This window comes from Planctomycetota bacterium (assembly GCA_016872555.1).
Classification (GTDB): Bacteria; Planctomycetota; Planctomycetia; order Pirellulales; family UBA1268; genus F1-20-MAGs016.
On sequence record VGZO01000004.1, the window covers coordinates 104,546 to 124,060 of the forward strand.

A 19,515-nucleotide genomic window follows, 5' to 3' on the forward strand; every position below is an offset into this window, starting at 1 on the left:
CTTCACCCGGCGAGGAGCGGGTGCGGCACCCCCTCGTTGAGCGTGGGTCGCTCGGGGCGCCCCTGCGCCATCCACACCAGCCGGCGATGATCGAGGCCGAGGATCCGCAGGATCGTCGCGTGGAGGTCGTGGACGTGCATCCGGTCCTCGACGGCGTGGAGGCCGAGCTCGTCGGTGGCACCGATCGTGACCCCACCGGGCACGCCGCCGCCGGCCATCCACATCGTGAATCCGGACGGGTTGTGGTCGCGGCCATTCCCTTTCTCGCTCATCGGCGTCCGCCCGAATTCGCCCCCCCAGACGACGAGCGTCGAGTCGAGCAGCCCGCGCTGGCGGAGGTCGGCGAGCAACCCGGCGATCGGCCGGTCGACCTTGCGGCACAGCTCGCCATGGTTCTTCTCGATCCCCGAATGGGCGTCCCATTTGCTGCCCGCGCCGTGGTACAGCTGCACGAACCGCACGCCGCGCTCCACGAGCCGCCGGGCGAGCAGGCAGGTGCGGCCGAACGGCGCGGTGACGTCGTCGTCGAGGCCGTAGAGGCGGTGGGTGGCGGCGGTCTCCGCGGCGAGATCGACGGCCGCCGGCGCCGCGGCCTGCATCCGGTGGGCCAACTCGTAGGTCCGGAGCCGGGCCGCGAGTTCGCTGTGGTCCGGAAAGGCCGCGGCCGCCCGGCCGTTGATCCGTCCGAGGAGGTCGAGCTTCCCCTCCTGGCGCTCCGCGAACAGACCGCGCGGCGCCGAGAGGTTGGGGATCGGCGGCGTGCCGCCGACGCGTGTTCCCTGGTAGACGGCCGGCATGAAGCCGGCGCCCCAGTTCCGCGGGCCGTTCACCACCTGCCCGTCGCTGTCCTGCATCACCACGAATGCCGGCAGGTCGGCGTTCTCGGTGCCGAGGCCGTACACGCACCATGCGCCGAGGCTCGGCCGGCCGCCGAGGACGGCGCCGGTGTTCATCTGGCAGACTCCGCCGGAATGGTTGATGCCGTCGGCGACGCAGGAGCGGATGATCGCCAACTCGTCGACATGTCCGGCGACGTGCGGCATCCAGTCGCTGACCCAGGCCCCGCACCGGCCGTGGCGCCGCCAGACGCGCTTGTCGGCGAGGAGCGGCGACTGGCTCTCCCCCATCGCCGTGATCGGCGGTGCGAAGCTCGCCGGGATCCGCTCCCCGGCCAGATCGCGGAGCAGCGGCTTGGGGTCGAACAGGTCGAGGTGGCTCGGTCCCCCTTCCATGAACAGGAAGATCACGCTCCGTGCCCGCGCCGGATGATGCGGCAGGCGCGCGCCGAGTGGATCGTCGGCCTCCGCGTCGAGCGCCGCCAGCGCCGTCAGGCCGAAGCCGCAGCCCGCGGTCCGCAGCCAGTGGCGGCGGCCGCTGGGGGACGGTCCGATCGGTTCGCCGTCATTCGACATACAGGAAGTCGCTCGACGAGAGGAGGACGTGGCACAGATCGACGAGGGCCTCGTAGCGCGGGACGTCGGCCACCGGTGGCCGGCGGACGCCGGGGCGCTCGAGCGCCCGTTCCTGCCCGGAGGCATCGGCGAAGAACCCGGGGCGCTCCTCGAACGTCCAGTGCCCCACGACGCCGGGCACCGGCTCGGGGAGGAACTGCTCCCGCCCGAGCGCCGCGGCGGTGAGCCGGACGTCGTCGATCAGCCCCGCCCAGGGGGCGCCGGCGGTGCCGTCGCGCCCACCGATCGTGAACGGTGCCGTGCCGGTGAACGGCCCGGGCGCGGCGAGCGGCATCCGGCGCTCGACCGGCGCGGCATCGTTGTCGGAAAGGTCGAGGACGAAAAACAGCGCCTCGCCGGGGCCGCCCACGGCGGGGCGCACGCTGACGGCGATCGCGTAGGGGCGCTGCACCTCGAGGCGGATCTCGGGAGCGACCGTCTCCACGGCGCCGGTCCCGCCCGCCAGGTGGAGGACGAGCGACTGCGGCGCGAGCCGGCCCGTCGATCCGCTCACGCCCAGCGCCCACCCGCGCTCCTTGGCGTTGCCGTTCCAGGCGGCGGCGATCGTGCGCGGGGTGGCATCGCCGGCCACCGACTCGAGGAGCACCGCGGCCTCGAGCGTGAAGCCGTCGGGCGACGTCGCCGGGGCGGCTCCCGGCAGCGCCAGCACCGGCGCCTCCCCGGCGGGATCGAAGACCGCGGCGAGGCCATCGCGCTGCGGCATCCGCCGCGTGAATCCGGCCAGCTGCGTCGACGCATCGGCATCGAGCAGCCGCTGCTGGGCGGCGAGGAACGCCGCCGCCTCCGCGACCGCGGCCGCCGGCGGCTCGCGTCCGGTGGCGCGCCGCAGGGCGGCGGCGGCGCGGTCGGCGTCGGCGCCCGGCCCGGCGGCCGAGTCGCGCTCGATCGCCAGCGCCAGCGCCCGGGCGCGGGCGAGGAGCCATTCGCCGTTGACGAGGAACAGGGCCTGCGTCGCGGTCGTGGTGGCCTCGCGCCGCGCGCAGCTGGCGTAGCCGTCGGGGGCGTCGAACGCCTCGCCGAGAGCGTCGCGCGTGTTGCGGAACGCGGTCACGTAGAGGCTGCGGCGCGGCGCCGTCGGCGGCACGCTCGGGCCGCCGACCGTCGGTTCGAGCTCGCCCGACACGGCGAGGGCCGCGTCGCGGACCTGGTCGGCGTCGAGCCGGCGGCAATCCTGGCGCCACCAGAGGCGGTTGTCGGGGTCGACGGCACGGCCACGGGCGACGGCCGGATCGTCGGCAGCGAGGCGCGAGGTGCGGCGGTAGGCGGCGCTGGTGAGGATCAGGCGTTCGAGCCGGGCGACGTCCCAGCCCGATTCGACGAGTTCGACCGCGAGCCAATCGAGCAGCTCGGGATGGTCGGGAGCGCCGCCGAGACGGCCGAAGTCGCTGGCATTGGCAGCGAGCCCGCGGCCGAAGTGCCACTGCCAGACGCGGTTGGCGACGACGCGCGGCGTGAGCGGATTGGCCGCCGAGGTCAGCCACTCCGCCAGCGCCCGGCGCCGACCGGTCGACCCGCGCCTGCCCGGCGCGGCGGTGATCGGCTCGATCGTCGCGCCCGTGCCGCCGAGGACCGCGGGCACGCCCGGCTCGACCGGGCCCCCGCCGGGAATCCGCGTCGGCGGAGCGCGGGGGCCGACGTCACCGGCGACCGCAGCCAGCGCCGGCGCCGGCGGCTTGTCGGCGGCGTGCTCCTTCTCGAACGCGGCCAATTCCTCCGTGAGCCACTGGTGCCAGCGCTGGTCCTCACCCCCGAGCCCGGGCGGCGTGAACTTCAACTGCCGGGAGGCGAGGCGCACGATCTGCTCCTCCCAGGGCGCGCGGCGCTGCGGCTCGCGGAGGATCATCTCCTGCGTCGATTCAGGGAAGCGCGACAGGGGCAGTTGGCCGGCCCACGCCGCCGGGAACCGCGCGCCCTCCTCGATGGTCGCCAGCCTCGCACGGTACTCGGCCACCCGGGCCGCGTAGGCCTGCTGCGCCGCGGTCAACGCCGGCGTGCCCGGAGGATCGACGACGGCATCGTCGCGCCAGTCGAGCGCGGCGAAGAACGCCTGGAGGCGGTAGTAGTCGGCCTGCGGAACGGGATCGAACTTGTGGTCGTGGCAGCGGGCGCAGCCCATCCCCGTCGCCAGGAAGACGTCGCCGGCGACGTCTGTGACCTCGGTGAGGATCGCCGTCCATTGGCCGACGGCGTCCACCTGGTTGTATTCGTACGGGGTCTGCCGGAGGAAGCCGGTCGCGACCAGGGCGGCCGGATCCTGCGGCGCGATCTCGTCGCCGGCGATCTGCCACTGCAAGAACCGGTCGAACGGCATGTTGGCCGCGAACGCACCGACGACGAAGTCGCGGTAGCGCCAGACGGTGGGCCGGAAGGCATCCTGCCGGTACCCGTCACTCTCGGCGTAGCGCGCCAGGTCGAGCCAATGCCGCGCCATCCGCTCGCCGCGGCGCGGATCGGCGAGGAGCCGATCGACGAGCCGCTCGGAGGCGTCGGGAGCCGGATCGGCGGCGAAGGCCGCGGTCTCGACCGGTGTCGGAGGCACGCCGAGGAGGTCGAACGACAACCGCCGCACGAGCACGTCGGGCGCGGCCGGGCCGACCGGCACGAGCCCCGCGCCGGCGAGCGCGGCGTCGATGAACCGGTCGACCGGATGGTCGGTGGTGGCAGCGGTGGTCGGAGGCGGTAGCGGCGGACGCACGAGAGGGCGGTAGGCCCAGTGAGCGCGGTCGGCGGCCGTGATGCCGTCGCGCCACGAGCGCGGGCGCGGTCCCGCCGCGACGTCGTCCGCGGGGAGCCCGGCGGCGATCAGTTCGGCCGCCGGCGCGGTGCCCGTCCAGGGGGCCCCGGCAGCGATCCAGCTTTCGAGCGCGGCGATCTCCCCGTCTGCCAGCCGCCCGTCGGGGGGCATCGCGAGGCCGTCGTGGCGGACCGCCGCCACGAGCAAGCTCGCCGCCGGCTCGCCGGCGACGATCGCCGGCCCGGAATCCCCCCCACGGAGCAGGCCGACGAGCCCGTCGACGCGCAAGCCCCCCTTCTGTTCGCGTTCGCCGTGGCAGCGCTGGCAGCGCGCGACCAACAGCGGACGGACGTGGGCTTCGAAGTGCGAGAGCGCCGCGGCGGAGGTTCCCCCCGGAGGCGGCTCCGCGGCCGCGCCCGAGACAGCGACCACCAGCCCCGCCCAGCAGGCCGCGACCAGCGTCCAACTCGGCACATGACCGGCACGGGGGCGGGCGGTTCGGACCACGGCAAAGTCCTGTGGGGAATTACCTATTTTGGCCCGCGGGCCCCCGGCCGGCAATTTGACCTGCGGCGTCGGCCGCGGCGACAACGTCGGCCGCCGGCGTGCCATCGCGCCGCTCCCGCTTCCACCCCATTCCAGGGCCGTCGCCATGAGCTGCCTGCCGGTCATCCGAGTCGTCGGTCTCGCCCTGCTCCTCCTCCCTGCGGCGGCACCGGGGATCGAGGTCGTCGTCGGAGCGCCCGGCGGCCGCCATGGCCGGCAGCCCGATCCCGCCCTGGTCAACGAACCGTTCGCCGTCGCGTTCGACGCCGCCGGACGGCTCCACGGGGTCGAGTTCATGCGTGGCAACCGGCTGTTCCGCATACCGGCCGGGGGCGGGGCCCCGGAGTTCCTCGCCGGCACGTTCCACGTCACCGACACCAAGCAGCCGCCGTTTTCAGTCACCGCCGGCCCCGGAGCCGACCAGCGATTCCATGGCCTCCACGATCTGGCGATCGGTCGCGACGGCGCCGTCTACCTGGCCGACACGTTCAACCACGTGATCCGTGCGTTCGACCCGGCGTCGGGCACGGTACGGGTGCTCGCCGGCACCGGCGCGGCGGGCTCCGGCGGCGACGGGGGACCGGCGACGGCGGCCGCGTTCAACCAGCCCTACTGCTGCGCCCTGGAGCCAGACGGCCGTGGACTGCTCGTCTGCGACATCCGCAACGCGCGCCTCCGCCGGATCGACCTCGCCGCCGGCACGGTGACGACGGTGGCCGGAAACGGCACCGCGGGGCGCCCGCTCGACGGCGCGGTCGCGACCGAATCACCGCTGGCCGGTCCGCGGGCCGCCTGCCGGGCTCCCGACGGCACGATCTACCTGGCGCTGCGCGAGGGCAACGCGCTGGTGGCGATCCGCGACGGCCGGCTGCGGACGGTGGTCAACGCCGCCGGCCGGGCGGGCTACGGGGGCGACGGCGGCCCGGCGGCCGACGCCCTCCTCGCCGGGCCAAAGTACGTGGCGCTCGACGGCGCCGGCCGCGTGCTCGTGGTCGACACCGAGAACCATTGCATCCGGCGGTTCGATCCGCAGGCCGGCACGATCACGACGGTGGCCGGCGTGCCGACGCAGGCGGGCACTGCCGTCGGCGCCGACTGGCGCTCGACGCAGCTCGACCGCCCGCACGGTGCCGCGATCGACCCGCAGGGCAGGCTGGTCGTGGTCGACAGCGAGAACGACCGGATCCTCGCCGGCCCGGCCGACTGACCGGGTCGCGGCTCAGTCGCCCGGGCCGCGCCCCGCCAACGCCTCGAGGATCCCCTGGGCGTACAGCCGGTGCCCGTGGTCGTTGGGGTGGTTGAGGCCATTGCCGGTGAGATCGAACGTCTCCTTGGAACGCAGGTGCTCCTCCCACACCGTTGTCATGTCGACCAGCGCCACGCCCGGCGCGACGAGCGAGCGCAGCTCGTCGCGGTAGCGCGGGAACATCTCGCGCGGCGTGTGGACCCACTCGTCGTTGCCGAGCATCGAGGCGACGAGAAGAACCTCGCAATCGGGGAGCCGCTCCCGGCAGCGGGCGACGAGGGCCGTGGTTTGCCCGCGGAACCAGTCCGGGTCGCGGCGGCCGACGTCGTTCATGCCGTAGGCCACGATCACCAGGTCGGGGCGTGCGTCGAGCAGCGCGTCGGCGTCGGCGACACCGTTGGCCACGCTCCAACCGGCCACCGCGCGGTTGACGAGCGTCACGTCGGCGGCGGCGTGGACCCGCAGCCAGGCGACGACCAGATCGGCCCACCCGGGCTGCAACGGCGCCGTCGCCGTCGTTGCCGACGCGTCGAGGCCGGTGGCGATGCTGTCGCCGCTGACGGCGACCACGAGACCGCCGGCGGTGCCGAGCCGGGCACGGGTCCGCGGCAGGTGGCCATGGACAACGTCGGGCGCCGGCCCCGGCACGCGCCGGTAGGTGATCTCGACGTCGCGGTCGTGAAACCAGCGACCGGGCCGGTAGAGGAGGTTGATGTCGGGTTGGCCGGTGCGGTGGCGGTACGAGTGTTCGGCTCCGGCGGGCAGGTAGCGGTCGGCATCGAGGATCGGCGGCACGGGCAGGGGCGCGTGGAACCGGATCTCGGTGCTCCCCGCGACGTGCGTGAACCCTCCCGGCGCGACGATCGGGGTTCCCTCGTGCGCCGTCGTCACGGCGACGATCCGCTCGGCCGGATAGGCCAGCCGCGCGCGAGCCTCCGTGCCTGCCGCCACCCCCCGCAGCACGCTGCTCTCGCGGCTGACAACCACCGACGCCCAGGGGGGCGCACGCAGATCGAGGTCGGGAAGCAGCCACGACGCGGCTTCGATCCCCTTCGGGGGGCGCTGGAGTCGCTCGGTGAGTACGCCGGCCCAGAGCCGTGCGGCACCGCGCTGCCCGGGGCCGCTGAAATGCCGGCGCGAGCCCGGCCCACCGCGCATGTCGCCGCGCAGGGTGTCGGTGTCGGGGCCGGCACCGAACCCAGGGAGGACGGCGAGGCGATCGACCGCGGCACGGATCCGCGCTTCGCCGGGCGGATCGTCGTACACGGTCGGATGGTGGGTCGACATGGCGCACAGCCAGGGGGGCTCGAAGCCCCAGCCCCGGACCGCGGCCCCGCGGATCCGGCGCATGGCGGCGACGTAGTCGTCGGTCGAGGTCCCCTCGATGACATCCGATTCCCCCTGCTGCCAAAGCACCGCGCGGAACCGGCCCAGCTCCTTGCCGGCCGTCACGAGGCGCGAGTGGAGCTCCCCGCCGGGCTGCCAGCGCGCCGTCGACGTGCCAACCCAGGCCACGTTGCGAAACCCCACAGGAACCCCGAACGCGCGGACGATTTCGTCGCCAACCGCGGGCCAGATCGAACCGCCGTCGCTGCCGTCGGGGGTCGGCTGGGGGTCGTCGGCAACGCACCACGATCCGTCGCCGCCGCACGCCGCCACGCGCCGCCGGGGATCGCCGACGACGAGACGCTCGTCGTTGGTGTTGGTGGCACACGATTGACCGGCGACGAGCCACACCTCGCCGACCCCGAACGGCTCGACGGCCGCCGTCCGCGGCTCGCCCGGCGCGTCGTCGACCATCGCCTCGAGGCGATACCAGCCCCCGGCCGCGACTGCCACCCGGCCGCGCCGCGCGCCATCCGCCGTCGGCGCGTCGAGATCGACCCGGCTCCAGGCGACATCGGCCTCCGGATCGCTGCAGGGCACCGCACGGATCCGCGCGGAGGCGACACCGGGGGGCACGCCGTCGAGCACGAGCGTGACGATCGCCGAGCCCCGCGACACCGGCTCGGCCGGCGTCGGGCCCGGGGTGAAACGAGTCCGCTGGACCACCTCGTGGGGGCGCGGCTCACGGATCGCCAGCCCCTCCGCCGCCGATCCGTGAGCCGCCGTGGCGGCCGTCAGGAGCAGCGCCCACCGGAACCGTGCCGCCATCGTGCCTCCCGGCGGCGCTCGCCGCGGTCGTGAGCCGGCGCGGCGACGGCACCGGCCGGTCATCGGCGTCAGCCCTTGGCCAAGGGGCGGATGCGGATCTCGCGGAAGTGGACCTCGTCGCCGTGGCCGAGGAACCCGACGTGGCCGGTGGTCCGCTTCAGGCCGGAGTGCTCCTTGCCGTCGAGCGTCGCCTTGCCGTCACGGAACTCGGCGATGTCGGCGTCGACGATCGTCTGGCCGTTGAGGACGACCTTGATCTTCGAGCCCTGGACGGTGACCTCCTGGCTGTTCCACTCACCGGTCGGCTTCAGGGCACCACGCTTCGCGGCGACCACGCCGTAGACCGAGCCGTGCGCCTGCCAGGGGGCGATCGTTTTGTACTTCTCGTGGCCGTCGTCGAGGATCTGCAGCTCCATGCCGACGAACGCGGCGTCACCATCGACGGGCGCCCGGATCCCGAGGCCGTTGTTGGCACCGGGTGTGAGCCGGAAGTCGAAGCGGAGGACGAAGTCGCCGTACTCCCCCGTGGTGAGGAGCTTGCCGCCGGCCCCCTTGCGGCAGCGGATCTCACCGTCGACCACCTCGTAGCCGTTCACGTCCCCCTGCCAGCCGGCGAGGCCCTTGCCGTCGAACAAGGGCGTGAACCCTTCCTCGGCGTGCGACGAGGTCGCGCCACACGCCACCACGACGATCAGCGCCGCAATCCATCGTCCGCCGGTCCGGGGGCTCGTCATCGCATGCTCCTCGGGGGATGAAACAGGCATGGTTTGTACCGCGCGTGCCGATGCGGTGCGACCGCCGCCCCCTCGGGCAACGACCGCACGACCCGCGGCACGGGTGTCAGGGGAGCTCCCGGATCCGCAGGCGCCGAAACTCCACCGGGGCGCCCTCCGACTCCAGGCACAGGTGCCCCTCGGCCGGCTTGCAGCCGGTGCCGCCCGAGACCTCGTGGCCGTTGACCCACAGGCGGACTTCGCCGTCGATCGCGCGGATGTAGTAGTGGTTCCACTCCGGCGTGCCGCGCGAGTGCCGTGCTGAGGGGAAGCTCCGCTTGCCCCCGGGGGCCGCCGGCGGGAACGGCGTCATGTCGGACGAGCCCACCGGAAAGACGTCGCCGTCGGTCGTGAACCAGTCGGCCTTCTTGCCCGACGACTTCTCGTAGCGGCGCGTGTAGCCATGGTCGAGGACCTGGACCTCGATGCCGCCGGGCGGCAACCGCCCCGGGGGGAGGTTTTCGAGCACCGCAGGCGGCGCCCAGAGGAACACGCCGGAATTGCCACCGTCGGTGAGGTGGCGCCATTCGAGCGACATTTCCAGGTTTTTGACCTGTTTCTTCGTGCGGATCACCCCCACGGGGCGGCCGGTGCAGTGGACGAGACCACCGGTCCATGTCCACGTGCCCGGCTCACCGTTGACGTTCTCGAAGTCGTCGGCCCCGAGGTCGCGCCAGCCGGGCCCGGAGCCCTCGAGCGTGGGCAGTTCGCGGAGGCAGACGTTGCGCACGCGCATCGGCGCGCCATGCGTCTGGATCTGGATCGGCCCGGTCGCGGGGAGCGGCTGCCCCTTGGCGAAGAAGTTGGCAAGCGGGGCGTCGTCGACGACGAGCCGGCCGTTGAGGACGACGGCGACGCGGTCGCCCTGCATCCGGATCCGCATCGTGTTCCACTGGCCGGTGGGAGCGTCGGCGCGGACCAGCGGGAACCGCCCGGGAGTGTCGCCGGGGTTGTTCCACAGGCCGCCCGACCCCTTGTCGCCGCCATGCTTGAAATCACGCTCGCAATCCGGATCCCAGATCTGCACCTGGGGATTGCCGCGCAGGTAGATCCCGCTGTCGGCACAGGCGTCGGGCAGCAGCCACTCCAGGTGCAGCTCGAAGTCGCCGTAGTCGCGGTCGGTGGTCAGGAACACCCCTTCTCCGTCGCTGACGATCTCCCCCCCCTCGACCTTCCAGTGACGGGCCAGATCGGCGTTCCACTCCGCCTGCTTGGCGGTCCGGTCGGCGGCGGAGAGCGCTGCCTCGGCGGCGGGATCGAGGTGCGGGCGACCGCGCCAGCCGGCCAGATCGATGCCGTTGAACAGCGGTGTGAACCCCGACGGCACGAGCGGCTGCGGCATCCGCGCCGACTGCCAGGCGAGGAACCGCCACCGCCCCTCCTCGAGGCGCCATGTGGCCAGGTAGGAGAGGACGTTGTCGATCATCCCGGTGGGGGAGTCGACCCGGAACCGGGCCTTGCCCGACTCCAGCGCGATGGTGTCGGTGGGGAACGTGAACGAGCGGTCGAGTGTCTCGATCGCGAGGTACTTGCTCCTCCCCGACGCGATCAGTTCGAGCAACGACGCGCGCGTGTCGACCGAGCCGTTGGAGTGGGCGTAGCGGAGATCGGGGGAGAGGTGGTCGGCCAAGGCCTTCGGGTCTGCCGACACCATCGCGGCAATCCGGGCATCGGCTGCCTGCGTGACCGCCGCCATTCGCGGATCGGCGGATTCCTGCGCTGCGGCGACCACCGCGACGAGGCCGAACACCAGCGGCGCGAACACCGTTCCCCGCGGCACGCGGGAAGCGTCGACGTGGGCCATGGAATCACCCTTTCCGGTGGGGAGCGGCACGCCCTCGGCACCGGGCCCCACGTTGGCGTGGACCCGGATCGTGGACAGAACCGCGAGCGGCAGCCATCGGCCGGCCGGCGGGCAGCCGACCGGTGTTCCATAGCGGGCCTGCGCGGCCCGGTGCTGTCAAGCCCCCGGGGGGGTTGCGAGGTGGTCAACGCAACCCACGCGGCGACTTGAACCGCTCCCCCACCGGCGTTACCTTCTGACACACTTGTGAATCTGGGAAGCTTGGGGCATTTGCACCAAATAAAAGGCGTGGCGTTTCGGGGAAACAGGTTCCCCGGGCTTCGCCGTTCCCCCGATTAACGCCTTTCCCTTCTGGTTGCGAGAGGTCTGCACACCCATGGCACGCCGCCAACTTCCTCCGATCCATCGTCTGCTCGGTGTCATCGACGACTCGCCGAGCCTCCCCGGCAAGGGGGCAGTGGGCGACGCCTGGTTCGAAGAGGCAGCCGGCATCCTCTGGATCTGGGACGACGCGCACTCCAAGTGGGTGGACCTCGGTCGCCTCCACAAGGCCTCCCCGGGTCTGATCGCCAGCCTCGGTGAAGCGTTTGGCTTCGGCGGCGCGAGCGAAGGAGCCGCTGTCGCGGGGGCCCGCGGCCCGCAGGGTGAGCGCGGTCCCGCCGGCCCGCAGGGTGAGCGCGGTCCCGCCGGCCCGCAGGGTGAGCGCGGTCCCTCCGGCCCGCAGGGTGAGCGCGGTCCCGCCGGCCCGCAGGGTGAGCGCGGTCCCTCCGGCCCGCAGGGTGAGCGCGGTCCCGCCGGCCCGCAGGGTGAGCGCGGCCCGTCTGGCCCGCCGGGCCTCGACGGCAAGCCAGGGCCGATCGGACCGGCCGGAAAGGACGGGCTGCCGGGGCCCGCGGGAAAGAACGGTCTCGACGGCAAGCCAGGACCGGTCGGCCCTGCTGGCAAGAACGGTCTTGATGGCAAGCCCGGGCCGGTTGGACCCAAGGGCGATCGTGGGCCCGCTGGGCCAGTGGGTCCGGCTGGCAAGAACGGCCTCGACGGGAAGCCAGGACCGATTGGACCTGCTGGCAAGAACGGCCTCGATGGCAAGCCGGGTCCGATTGGACCTGCTGGTAAGAACGGGCTCGACGGGAAGCCAGGGGCGATCGGCCCCAAGGGCGATCGCGGCCCAGCCGGACCGGTCGGCCCAGCTGGCAAAAACGGCCTCGACGGCAAGACAGGACCGGTTGGACCGGCTGGCAAGAATGGCCTCGACGGGAAGCCCGGGCTCCCGGGTCCCGCGGGTGCCAAGGGTGAACGTGGACCGGCGGGCCCCGCCGGCAAGGATGGTGCGCCGGGGAAGAACGGCCTCGGCGGGAAGCAGGGCCCTGCAGGTCCGGCGGGCAAGAATGGCGTCGACGGCAAGGCGGGCCTCCCCGGACCGGCCGGTGCCAAGGGCGAGCGCGGTGCAGCCGGAGCACCCGGCAAGGATGGAAAGCCGGGTCTGCCTGGCCCAGCCGGAGCCAAGGGAGAGCGCGGCGCTGCCGGCCCCGCTGGCGCGCCGGGGAAGAACGGCGTCAACGGCAAGGATGGAAAGCCGGGCCTCCCCGGCGCCACCGGCGCCAAGGGAGAGCGCGGCCTCGCCGGCTCGAAGGGGGACCGCGGCGAGCAGGGTCCGGCTGGCCCTCCGGGCCCCGCGACCGGCACCCGGTCGAGCGGTCACCGCGAGATCACCGGGCTGATGTCGTTGCCGAACGGCTCGAAGGTCGACCGCGTCCTCCTCCACCGGGTCGGTGACACGGTGGAACTTGCGCTCGAGGGGCTGTCGAGCAAGAAGCAGCTCGACCGCGTCCTCGGCAAGGTTCCGGCCGGATTCCGTCCGACCAACGACCAGAGCCTGGTGACCTGCGACGGCAGGTTCAACCATCTCCGCGTCGACGTCCATGGCGGAACGGGCGCCGTTGCGGTGGCCCAGCCGAAGGGCGCTGCCGAGCTCGGCAAGACCTCGACGGCCCTCGTCTGGCTGACCAACGACGAGTGGCCGAAGACGCTGCCGGGCCGCGAAGTTCGCCGCCGCTGATTCTCGCGTCCCTGGTCGACGGCCCAGACCGTCGACCAGGGACGGCGAAGAAGCGAGCTGCCGTGTCAGCGGAGCGGCATTCTCGCCGTTACCAGAGCGACGACCTCCGCCGATCAGACGGGGTTGACCGGCGCCCCGCCCCGCGCCGCGCTTTCGTCGGCGGCGAAGATCACCGAGAAGGTCCGCGCGGCTTCCCGGAAACCGGTCAGCGGCATTTCCTTGCCGGCTTCGATCGAATCGAAAAATGCCTGGAACTGCGCCTGGTAGGGGTGATCACTGACGTCGCCGGAGTCGAGGAGCTTCATCGCGATCCGGCTCCATTTCCCCTTGTCGGCCGCCAGCCGCGCCGAGTGGAAGCGGTCGTCGAGCAGGCTCCCCTCGCTTCCCACCAGGTGCGTGTGGAAGTAGTAGGGCTGGAGGCAGTCGACGACCGCCGCCGTCTTCCCCACGGCGCCGTCGCGGAAACGGACGATCGTCACGCTGGTGGTGTCGTATTCGTAGGGCCGGAAGATCTCCGACCGTGACTTCGTGCTCAGGCTCGACACGCTCTCCACCTCGCCCCCCATCACCATCAGCAGCGCGTCGAGTGCGTGGCAGCCGGCGGTCAGCAGGGCGCTGCCCCCCTCGTCGCGCCGCGTGTTCCAGCGGAACTGCCCGTACCACGGTCCGATGCCGTGGTAGTAGTCGACCTCCCCGTAGTGGAGGCGGCCGAGCAGGCCCTGGTCGATGACCGCCTTCGTCGCCTGGAACTGGCTCGAGAACCGGCATTCGAAGCAGACGCAGCCGCGCACGCCGGCCGCTTCGGCGGCGGCGACGATCTCGGCCACCTCCGTCGGCGAGTTGGCCATCGGTTTCTCGAGGATCACGTGCTTGGCGGCCCGCGCGGCGGCCACGGCCTGGTCACGGTGCTGGCTGGGGTAACTGGTGATGTCGACGACGTCGATCGCCGGATCGGCGAGGAGCCCCTCGAGATCGCGGTGGACACGGATCGGACCGCCGTGGCGTGCCGAGAGCTCGGCGGCGTCGAGCTGGCGCGACGACCAGACGGCCGTCACGCGCCCCTGCCGCGTCGCGTTGATCGCGGCGATGTGGGCCGTCGCCGCCCACCCGTATCCGATGACCCCGACCTGCAGCCGCTCACCCATCGCGTCCCCTCCGCTGCCGTGCCCCGCTCCGGCCCGGCGCACCGGCGCCGGGCGCCACGCGGCTCACGGGAGCCGGTGGAGGACGAACCCCTCGATCGCCTCGTACTCCGGCAACCCGAGCTGGTCGTAGACCCGGGCGGTGTGCCGGTTGCGGTCCTCGGCCCGCTGCCAGAACTCGCGCGGGTCGGTCGGGCCGGGAAACAGTGCCCGGTCCTTCTGGCTCTCGTGCTTGAAGATCGCCATCCGCTTGCGGACGACCTCGTCGGGCGACAGCGGCACCGCCATGTCGATCTCGTGCGGCTCCCACTCCTGCCACGCCCCGCGGTACAGCCATAGCTCGCAGCCCTTCGCCCACTCCCGCTCGGCGAGCCGACCGAGGGCGCCGAGGATCGCCGACAGGCAGACCCGGTGGGTTCCATGGGGATCGGACAGATCCCCGGCGGCGTAGATCTGATGCGGCTTCACGACGTCGAGCAGGCGCGCGGTGATCTCGATGTCTTCGGGGCCGATCGGCTTCTTCCGCACCCGCCCCGTCTCGTAGAAGGGGAGGTCGAGGAAGTGGATCCGCTCCGCCTTGACGCCCGAGAGCAGCGCCGCGGCCCGAGCCTCGGTCCGACGGATGAGGCCCTTGACGACCTGCAATTCTGGGATGTCGACCGCCCCCGGCTGCTTGTCGCGGAGAAACGCCCGGATCCGCTCGGCCACCGTGCCGACCGCAGTGCCGGTCCCGAACGCACGGCAGAACTCCTCGACGAAATCCACGTGGCGATCGGCCGATTCGTCCCACACGGCGATGTTGCCGCTGGTCTGGTAGGCGACTTGCACCTCGTGCCCCTGCTCGCAGAGGCGGATGAACGTGCCCCCCATGCTGATCACGTCGTCGTCCGGGTGCGGGCTGAAGACCACGACCCGCTTCGGGAACGGATCCTCCTCGGCGGCGATCTCGCGGACGACGTCGGCCACCGGCACGCTGTCGAACGTGCCCCCCGGAGGCCGGCGGACGCGCCGCGCCCGCCCCGGCTTGCCGCCGGGCCACCCGGTGATCGTCCCCTGCATCGCCCGGAAGACGGCGATGTTGATGTCGTAGGCCCGGCCCCGCTTGGAGAGCAGATCCTGGAGGCCGTGTTGGTTGTAATCGCGGTCGGTGAGCTTGAGCAGCGGCTTCTCGAGCTGCAGCGCCAGCCTGATCACCGCCTTGCGGACCAATTCGTCGGTCCAGGCGATGCCGAGCAGATCGAGCGGGCCGACGAGCCACGGCGCTTCGAACCGGGTGAGCCGCCCGGCCGCGGCCCGGTCGAGCACGAACCGCGCGTCGGAGTGCTGCTGCAGCGCGCTGGCGGAGACGTGGGTGTTGAACGGCTCCTCGACGGCCCGCCGCACGATCGGCGCCTTGTGCTCGCCGAACGCCAGGAGCACGACGCGGCGGGCATCGAGGATCGAGCCGACGCCCATCGTGATCGCCTGGCGCGGGACGTTCCACTCCCCGAAGAAGTCGCTGGCGGCGTCCGACCGGGTGACGCTGTCGAGCGTGATCAGCCGCGTCCGGCTGTCCAGCGCGCTACCCGGCTCGTTGAAGCCGATGTGGCCGGTGCGGCCGATTCCGAGGATCTGCAGGTCGATGCCCCCGGCCTCGCGGATCGCCTCCTCGTAGCGCTGGCAGGCCGCGGCGACGGCGCCGCGGTCGAGCGTCCCGTCGGGGATGTGGATCGCCTCCCGGGGGATGTCGACATGGTCGAAGAGATGCTCGCGCATGAAGCGGTGGTAGCTCTGCAGCGCCTCGGGCGCCATCGACCAGTATTCGTCGAGGTTGAACGTCACGACGCTCGCCAGCGACAGCCTCTCCTGGCGGTGGAGGCGGACCAGCTCGTCGTAGACCCCGACTGGCGTGCTCCCGGTGGCGAGCCCGAGGACGGTCCGCCGGCCGGCGCGGCTCCGCTCGGCGATCAGGTCGGCGATCTCGCGGGCCACCGCCCGGCTGGCATCGGCCGGCTGCTCGTAGACGGTGACCGGCACGCGCTCGATCGTGCCCCCGGTCGCCGGTGCGACCTGCGACAGCGGGCCGTGATAGATCGGGCGGACGGACGTCGTCGGTCCCTCGTGCATCGTTCTTCCTCCTCGATGGTCCCGACGCCGCTCAGACGAGCTTCGTCTTCCCCGGCACCGCGATCGGCGTCGGGGGAATCACCGGGCCGAACTCCCAGGTCGGGGGCGCGAGGTCCTCCTTCGACGCCCAGAGTTGCTCCCAGGTGACCGGCTGCCCGGTGTAGGCGCTCATCCGCGCCATGATCGCCATCGCCGTGCTGTTGGTCATCCGGTCGCCGTCGTTGAGCGGCTTCCCGTCACGGATGCTCTTGAACAGCTCGTCGTGCTCCTGCTGGTACATGTCGTTGCGCTCCACCTCGCTCTCCCAGGTGGTGCCGCCGAGGACGATCTTGTGGACCCCACCGAAGCCGTTGACCAGGGCGTGGCCGGTGGCTCCGATGACGAAGTCGCTGTTGTCGTTGGCGGCCCCGGGGAAGTGGCGGCACATGTGGAAGCCGCGGCGCCCGCCGGAGTATTCGAACGTCGCCCCGAAGTGGTCGAAGATGTTGTTGCCCACCGGGACGTCGGGGCGCACCTCACGGCCGCCGGTGCATGTCACCGACAGCGGCGGCTCGTCGGCCATCGCCCAGGCGATCTTGTCGATCGCGTGGACCGCCTGCTCGACGATGTGATCGCCCGACAGCCACGTATAGTAGGGCCAGTTGCGGATGTAGTACTCGAGGTCGCTCCAATCGGGCTGCCGGGGATTCTCGCCGCGGAACCCGGCGGCGTTGTAGGTCGTGTAGGTGGCGCGGACCGGGCCGATCGCCCCCTCGTGGATCCGCCGGTAGACGTCGCGTTCGCGCGCCGAATAGCGCCAGCAGAAGCCGGCGACCAGTGACCTGTCCCCCTTCTTCGAAAGCGCGACGGTGTCGCGCACGCTCCGCAGCCCGGCGGCGTCGACCGCCATCGGCTTCTCGCAAAAGACGTGTCGCCCCGCCTTGACCGCCTCCGCCAGATGGGCCGGGCGGAACGCCGGCGGCGAGGCGAGGAGGACGACGTCGCAGGAATCGATCACCGCCTGGTAGCCGTCGAGGCCGGTGAATTGCCGCTCCGGGGGGCAGTTGAAGCGCTCCTTGTAGGCGGCGTCCTTCTGGACCTTCTCCTCGACCGCACGGGCGAGCACGTTGGCCCCGCTCTGGACGCGGTCGGGAAATGGATCGGCCAGCGCCCACAGGACCATTCCGGGATCGGCGTTCATCGCCTGGAGGGCAGCGCCACTTCCACGGCCGCCGCAGCCCACGAGGCCGACCTTGACGCGGTCGCTGCCGGCGACGTTCGCGACCTTGGCGATCGGATCGGCCGCGGGGGAATCGGCCGCGGGGGAATCGGCCGCGAGCACCGTCGCCGCGGTCCCGACCGTTGCCGCCACCACCCCGAGGGCCCCACGCCGCGACACCGAGCCACCGTCGCCGTCCCGTGCCATGGTCATCATCCTCCCGTGCCGGAGCGAGGATCTCGCCCGCCGAGGCGCCACGGCCACCCTGCGAATCCCACAGGAAGAGGGTATGGTCGCGGTGAAAGTGCCGTCAACCGCCGGCGCCGGGACCCGGCAGCGTTTCCGTCGGCCAGCCCGCGGGGTTCGACCTCCGGCTTCCCCGGTCGGCCAAGCTCCGTGGTTGCGACCTCCGGCGGCGCCCTCGTAGCATCGCCCCGCCACCGACCGGGGCCAGACCCCGGTCCCGCCGGGAGCCGAGCCGTGGACGACGACCGACACGCGCCTGTGGTACTCGCCATCGGCGCCCATCCCGACGACATCGAGTTCCACTTCGCCGGCACGCTGCTGTTGCTCGGCCGTGCAGGCTGGCGGATCCACTGCCTCAACATCTCGGGGGGCGACTGCGGCAGCATGGTGGCCGACAACGCCGCGACCCGCCGGATCCGCGCCGCGGAGGGGCGTGCCGCCGCCGAGATCCTCGGCGCGACGCTCCACGACAGCCTCGCCGACGACCTGTTGATCTTCTACGGCGAGCCGCTCTTGCGCCGCGTGGCCGCGGTGGTCCGCCGCGCCGCCCCCACGATCCTCCTCACCCACGCGTTGTCCGACTACATGGAGGACCACATCACCACCGCGCGGTTGGCGGTGACCGCGGCCTTCGCCAGGGGCGTGCCCAACTTCCGCACCGATCCGCCGCTCCCCCCGGTATCGGGCGACGTGACGATCTACCACGCCATGCCCCACGGCCTCCGCGATCCGCTCCGCCGCGCGGTCTTTCCCGACCTGTTCGTCGACACCGGCGCCGTCCACGACCAGAAGCGCCGGGCGCTGGCGGCGCACGCCAGCCAGAAAGACTGGCTCGACGCCACGCAGGGGATGGACAGCTACCTCGCCTCGTGCGACCGGATGTCGGCGGCGCTCGGCCGGCTCTCGGGGCGCTACGCGCTGGCCGAGGGGTGGCGGCGCCATCTCCACGTCGGCTTTGCCGCCCGCGACGGCGACCCGCTGGCCGAGGCACTCGGGCCAGACCTCTGCCATCCCGGCCCCGATGATCCGCCCCCCGTCGAACTGTGAGCCGCTCCATCCTCTCTCCATCCCCCCACCTCATCCCTGCCCCCCGAGGACCTTGCCGATGTCCCGCGCACCGAGCCGGATCGCCCCCGAGTGGTGGGACTACACGACGCTCCCCGCCGAGTTGATCCGCGACGCCGCGCGGCTCACCGTCGACGACGTGCTCGGGCTCTCGCGCCCCGGATTCACGGTCGTGATGCACGACTCGCTCGAGGAGTTTTACGTCGCCGAGGCGCTCGAATACGTCGCCGCCTGGCAGCAGGCGACGGCCGCGGAGCCGGTCGGGATCTGCGGGCCGATCGGCCCCACCGAGCAGCTGCCGCTGGTGGCGCGGATCGTCAACGCGCTGGAGATCGATCTTCGTCACGCCCATTTCTGGGGGATGGACGAGTGGTACGAGAACGGCCGCCCGGTGCCGACCTCCCACCCGCTGTCGTTCGAGCGCGCCGACCGCGCGCTGTGTTTCGACCGGATCCGGGCCGACTTGCGGATGCCGGAGGCCAATCTCCACTTCCCCACCGACATCGCCGCCTACGTGGCCAGTTGGGACCACGGGAGGTGCGCGGTGATGCAGGGGGGCCAGGGGGACATCAAGCACTGGGCGTTCAACGACCCGCCGCGGCGCCGCCCCGGCGAGGCCGAACCGCCCCCGGCCGCCGAGTACCGGAAGCTCGGGACGCGCGTCGTCGAGCTCCACCCGGTCACGCTGGCGCAGAACGCCCGGACGAGCGGCGGCGGCAACATCACGATGGTCCCCCAGCAGGCGATCACCGTCGGCCCCGCCGAGACGTGGCGCGCCGACAAGGTCTCGATCTGGCACGCCGGGATGCACGACAACCCGCTCGGCCAGCGGCTGACGGCGCTGATGGTCTCCAAGAAGATCGTCGATACGGCCGTGCCGATGTCGCTCCTCGCCGACCATCCGTGCGTGCAGTTCAACTACGTCCGCGGCGGCCTGGGCAGCTGCGCCGTGGAAATGCACTGATTTCAC

12 protein-coding genes are annotated in these 19,515 nt (G+C 72.4%); 4 read left to right on the forward strand and 8 right to left on the reverse strand.

Features of this window, described 5'->3' with window-relative positions:
• Nucleotides 1-2 precede the first annotated feature (2 nt).
• Nucleotides 3-1,412 carry a DUF1501 domain-containing protein gene (locus tag FJ309_02480; protein MBM3953484.1) on the reverse strand — a complete coding sequence of 470 codons (1,410 nt, stop codon included), beginning with the start codon at nt 1,410-1,412 and terminating at the stop codon, nt 3-5.
• Nucleotides 1,402-5,073: a DUF1553 domain-containing protein gene (locus FJ309_02485; GenBank protein ID MBM3953485.1), complete on the reverse strand. Its 3,672-nt coding sequence runs from the start codon at nt 5,071-5,073 to the stop codon at nt 1,402-1,404. The genes FJ309_02480 and FJ309_02485 overlap by 11 nt, the downstream gene beginning before the upstream one ends.
• Between FJ309_02485 and FJ309_02490 the strand changes: the two genes are divergently transcribed.
• A complete protein-coding gene (locus FJ309_02490; protein MBM3953486.1) occupies nt 5,048-5,959 on the forward strand; it encodes a hypothetical protein in 912 nt (303 codons plus the stop codon). The genes FJ309_02485 and FJ309_02490 overlap by 26 nt on opposite strands.
• Before the next feature lie 12 nt (nt 5,960-5,971).
• Here the strand turns inward: FJ309_02490 and FJ309_02495 are convergent, their stop codons facing one another.
• The 3 genes from FJ309_02495 to FJ309_02505 all read right to left on the reverse strand — a co-directional run bounded on the left by FJ309_02495 (nt 5,972) and on the right by FJ309_02505 (nt 10,729).
• Nucleotides 5,972-8,152 (reverse strand): hypothetical protein, encoded by a 2,181-nt coding sequence (locus tag FJ309_02495; protein MBM3953487.1) that lies wholly within the window; start codon nt 8,150-8,152, stop codon nt 5,972-5,974.
• A 68-nt stretch (nt 8,153-8,220) separates the two neighbouring features.
• A complete protein-coding gene (locus FJ309_02500; GenBank protein ID MBM3953488.1) occupies nt 8,221-8,916 on the reverse strand; it encodes a DUF1080 domain-containing protein in 696 nt (231 codons plus the stop codon).
• Nucleotides 8,917-8,992: 76 nt separating this feature from the next.
• Nucleotides 8,993-10,729, reverse strand: a complete 1,737-nt coding sequence (locus FJ309_02505) for a DUF1080 domain-containing protein (GenBank protein ID MBM3953489.1) — start codon at nt 10,727-10,729, stop codon at nt 8,993-8,995.
• Nucleotides 10,730-11,105: 376 nt separating this feature from the next.
• Between FJ309_02505 and FJ309_02510 the strand changes: the two genes are divergently transcribed.
• On the forward strand, nt 11,106-12,788 hold the full coding sequence (locus tag FJ309_02510) for a hypothetical protein (protein ID MBM3953490.1): 1,683 nt from the start codon (nt 11,106-11,108) through the stop codon (nt 12,786-12,788).
• A gap of 113 nt (nt 12,789-12,901) precedes the next feature.
• Here FJ309_02510 and FJ309_02515 read toward each other — a convergent pair whose 3' ends face one another.
• From FJ309_02515 to FJ309_02525, 3 genes are all read right to left on the reverse strand, one after another.
• Nucleotides 12,902-13,933 (reverse strand): Gfo/Idh/MocA family oxidoreductase, encoded by a 1,032-nt coding sequence (locus tag FJ309_02515; protein ID MBM3953491.1) that lies wholly within the window; start codon nt 13,931-13,933, stop codon nt 12,902-12,904.
• A 63-nt stretch (nt 13,934-13,996) separates the two neighbouring features.
• Complete coding sequence (gene nagB, locus FJ309_02520; protein MBM3953492.1) at nt 13,997-16,036, reverse strand: glucosamine-6-phosphate deaminase; 2,040 nt, start codon at nt 16,034-16,036, stop codon at nt 13,997-13,999.
• 31 nt (nt 16,037-16,067) lie between these two features.
• Nucleotides 16,068-17,450, reverse strand: coding sequence for a Gfo/Idh/MocA family oxidoreductase (locus FJ309_02525; protein ID MBM3953493.1), 1,383 nt, complete (start codon nt 17,448-17,450; stop codon nt 16,068-16,070).
• Between the two features lie 264 nt (nt 17,451-17,714).
• Here FJ309_02525 and FJ309_02530 point away from each other — a divergent pair, with 264 nt between their 5' ends.
• Nucleotides 17,715-18,527: an LmbE family protein gene (locus tag FJ309_02530; protein ID MBM3953494.1), complete on the forward strand. Its 813-nt coding sequence runs from the start codon at nt 17,715-17,717 to the stop codon at nt 18,525-18,527.
• Between the two features lie 58 nt (nt 18,528-18,585).
• Nucleotides 18,586-19,509, forward strand: a complete 924-nt coding sequence (locus FJ309_02535) for a glucosamine-6-phosphate isomerase (GenBank protein MBM3953495.1) — start codon at nt 18,586-18,588, stop codon at nt 19,507-19,509.
• The last annotated feature ends 6 nt before the right edge of the window (nt 19,510-19,515 follow it).

Coding starts and splice junctions, on each gene's coding strand:
- FJ309_02480 (MBM3953484.1), bottom strand. CDS start 1,412: ATGTCGAATGACGGCGAACCGATCGGACCGTCCCCCAGCGGCCGCCGC.
- FJ309_02490 (MBM3953486.1), top strand. CDS start 5,048: ATGCGTGGCAACCGGCTGTTCCGCATACCGGCCGGGGGCGGGGCCCCG.
- FJ309_02485 (MBM3953485.1), bottom strand. CDS start 5,073: ATGCGGAACAGCCGGTTGCCACGCATGAACTCGACCCCGTGGAGCCGT.
- FJ309_02495 (MBM3953487.1), bottom strand. CDS start 8,152: ATGGCGGCACGGTTCCGGTGGGCGCTGCTCCTGACGGCCGCCACGGCG.
- FJ309_02500 (MBM3953488.1), bottom strand. CDS start 8,916: ATGCCTGTTTCATCCCCCGAGGAGCATGCGATGACGAGCCCCCGGACC.
- FJ309_02505 (MBM3953489.1), bottom strand. CDS start 10,729: ATGGCCCACGTCGACGCTTCCCGCGTGCCGCGGGGAACGGTGTTCGCG.
- FJ309_02510 (MBM3953490.1), top strand. CDS start 11,106: ATGGCACGCCGCCAACTTCCTCCGATCCATCGTCTGCTCGGTGTCATC.
- FJ309_02515 (MBM3953491.1), bottom strand. CDS start 13,933: ATGGGTGAGCGGCTGCAGGTCGGGGTCATCGGATACGGGTGGGCGGCG.
- nagB (MBM3953492.1), bottom strand. CDS start 16,036: ATGCACGAGGGACCGACGACGTCCGTCCGCCCGATCTATCACGGCCCG.
- FJ309_02525 (MBM3953493.1), bottom strand. CDS start 17,450: ATGATGACCATGGCACGGGACGGCGACGGTGGCTCGGTGTCGCGGCGT.
- FJ309_02535 (MBM3953495.1), top strand. CDS start 18,586: ATGTCCCGCGCACCGAGCCGGATCGCCCCCGAGTGGTGGGACTACACG.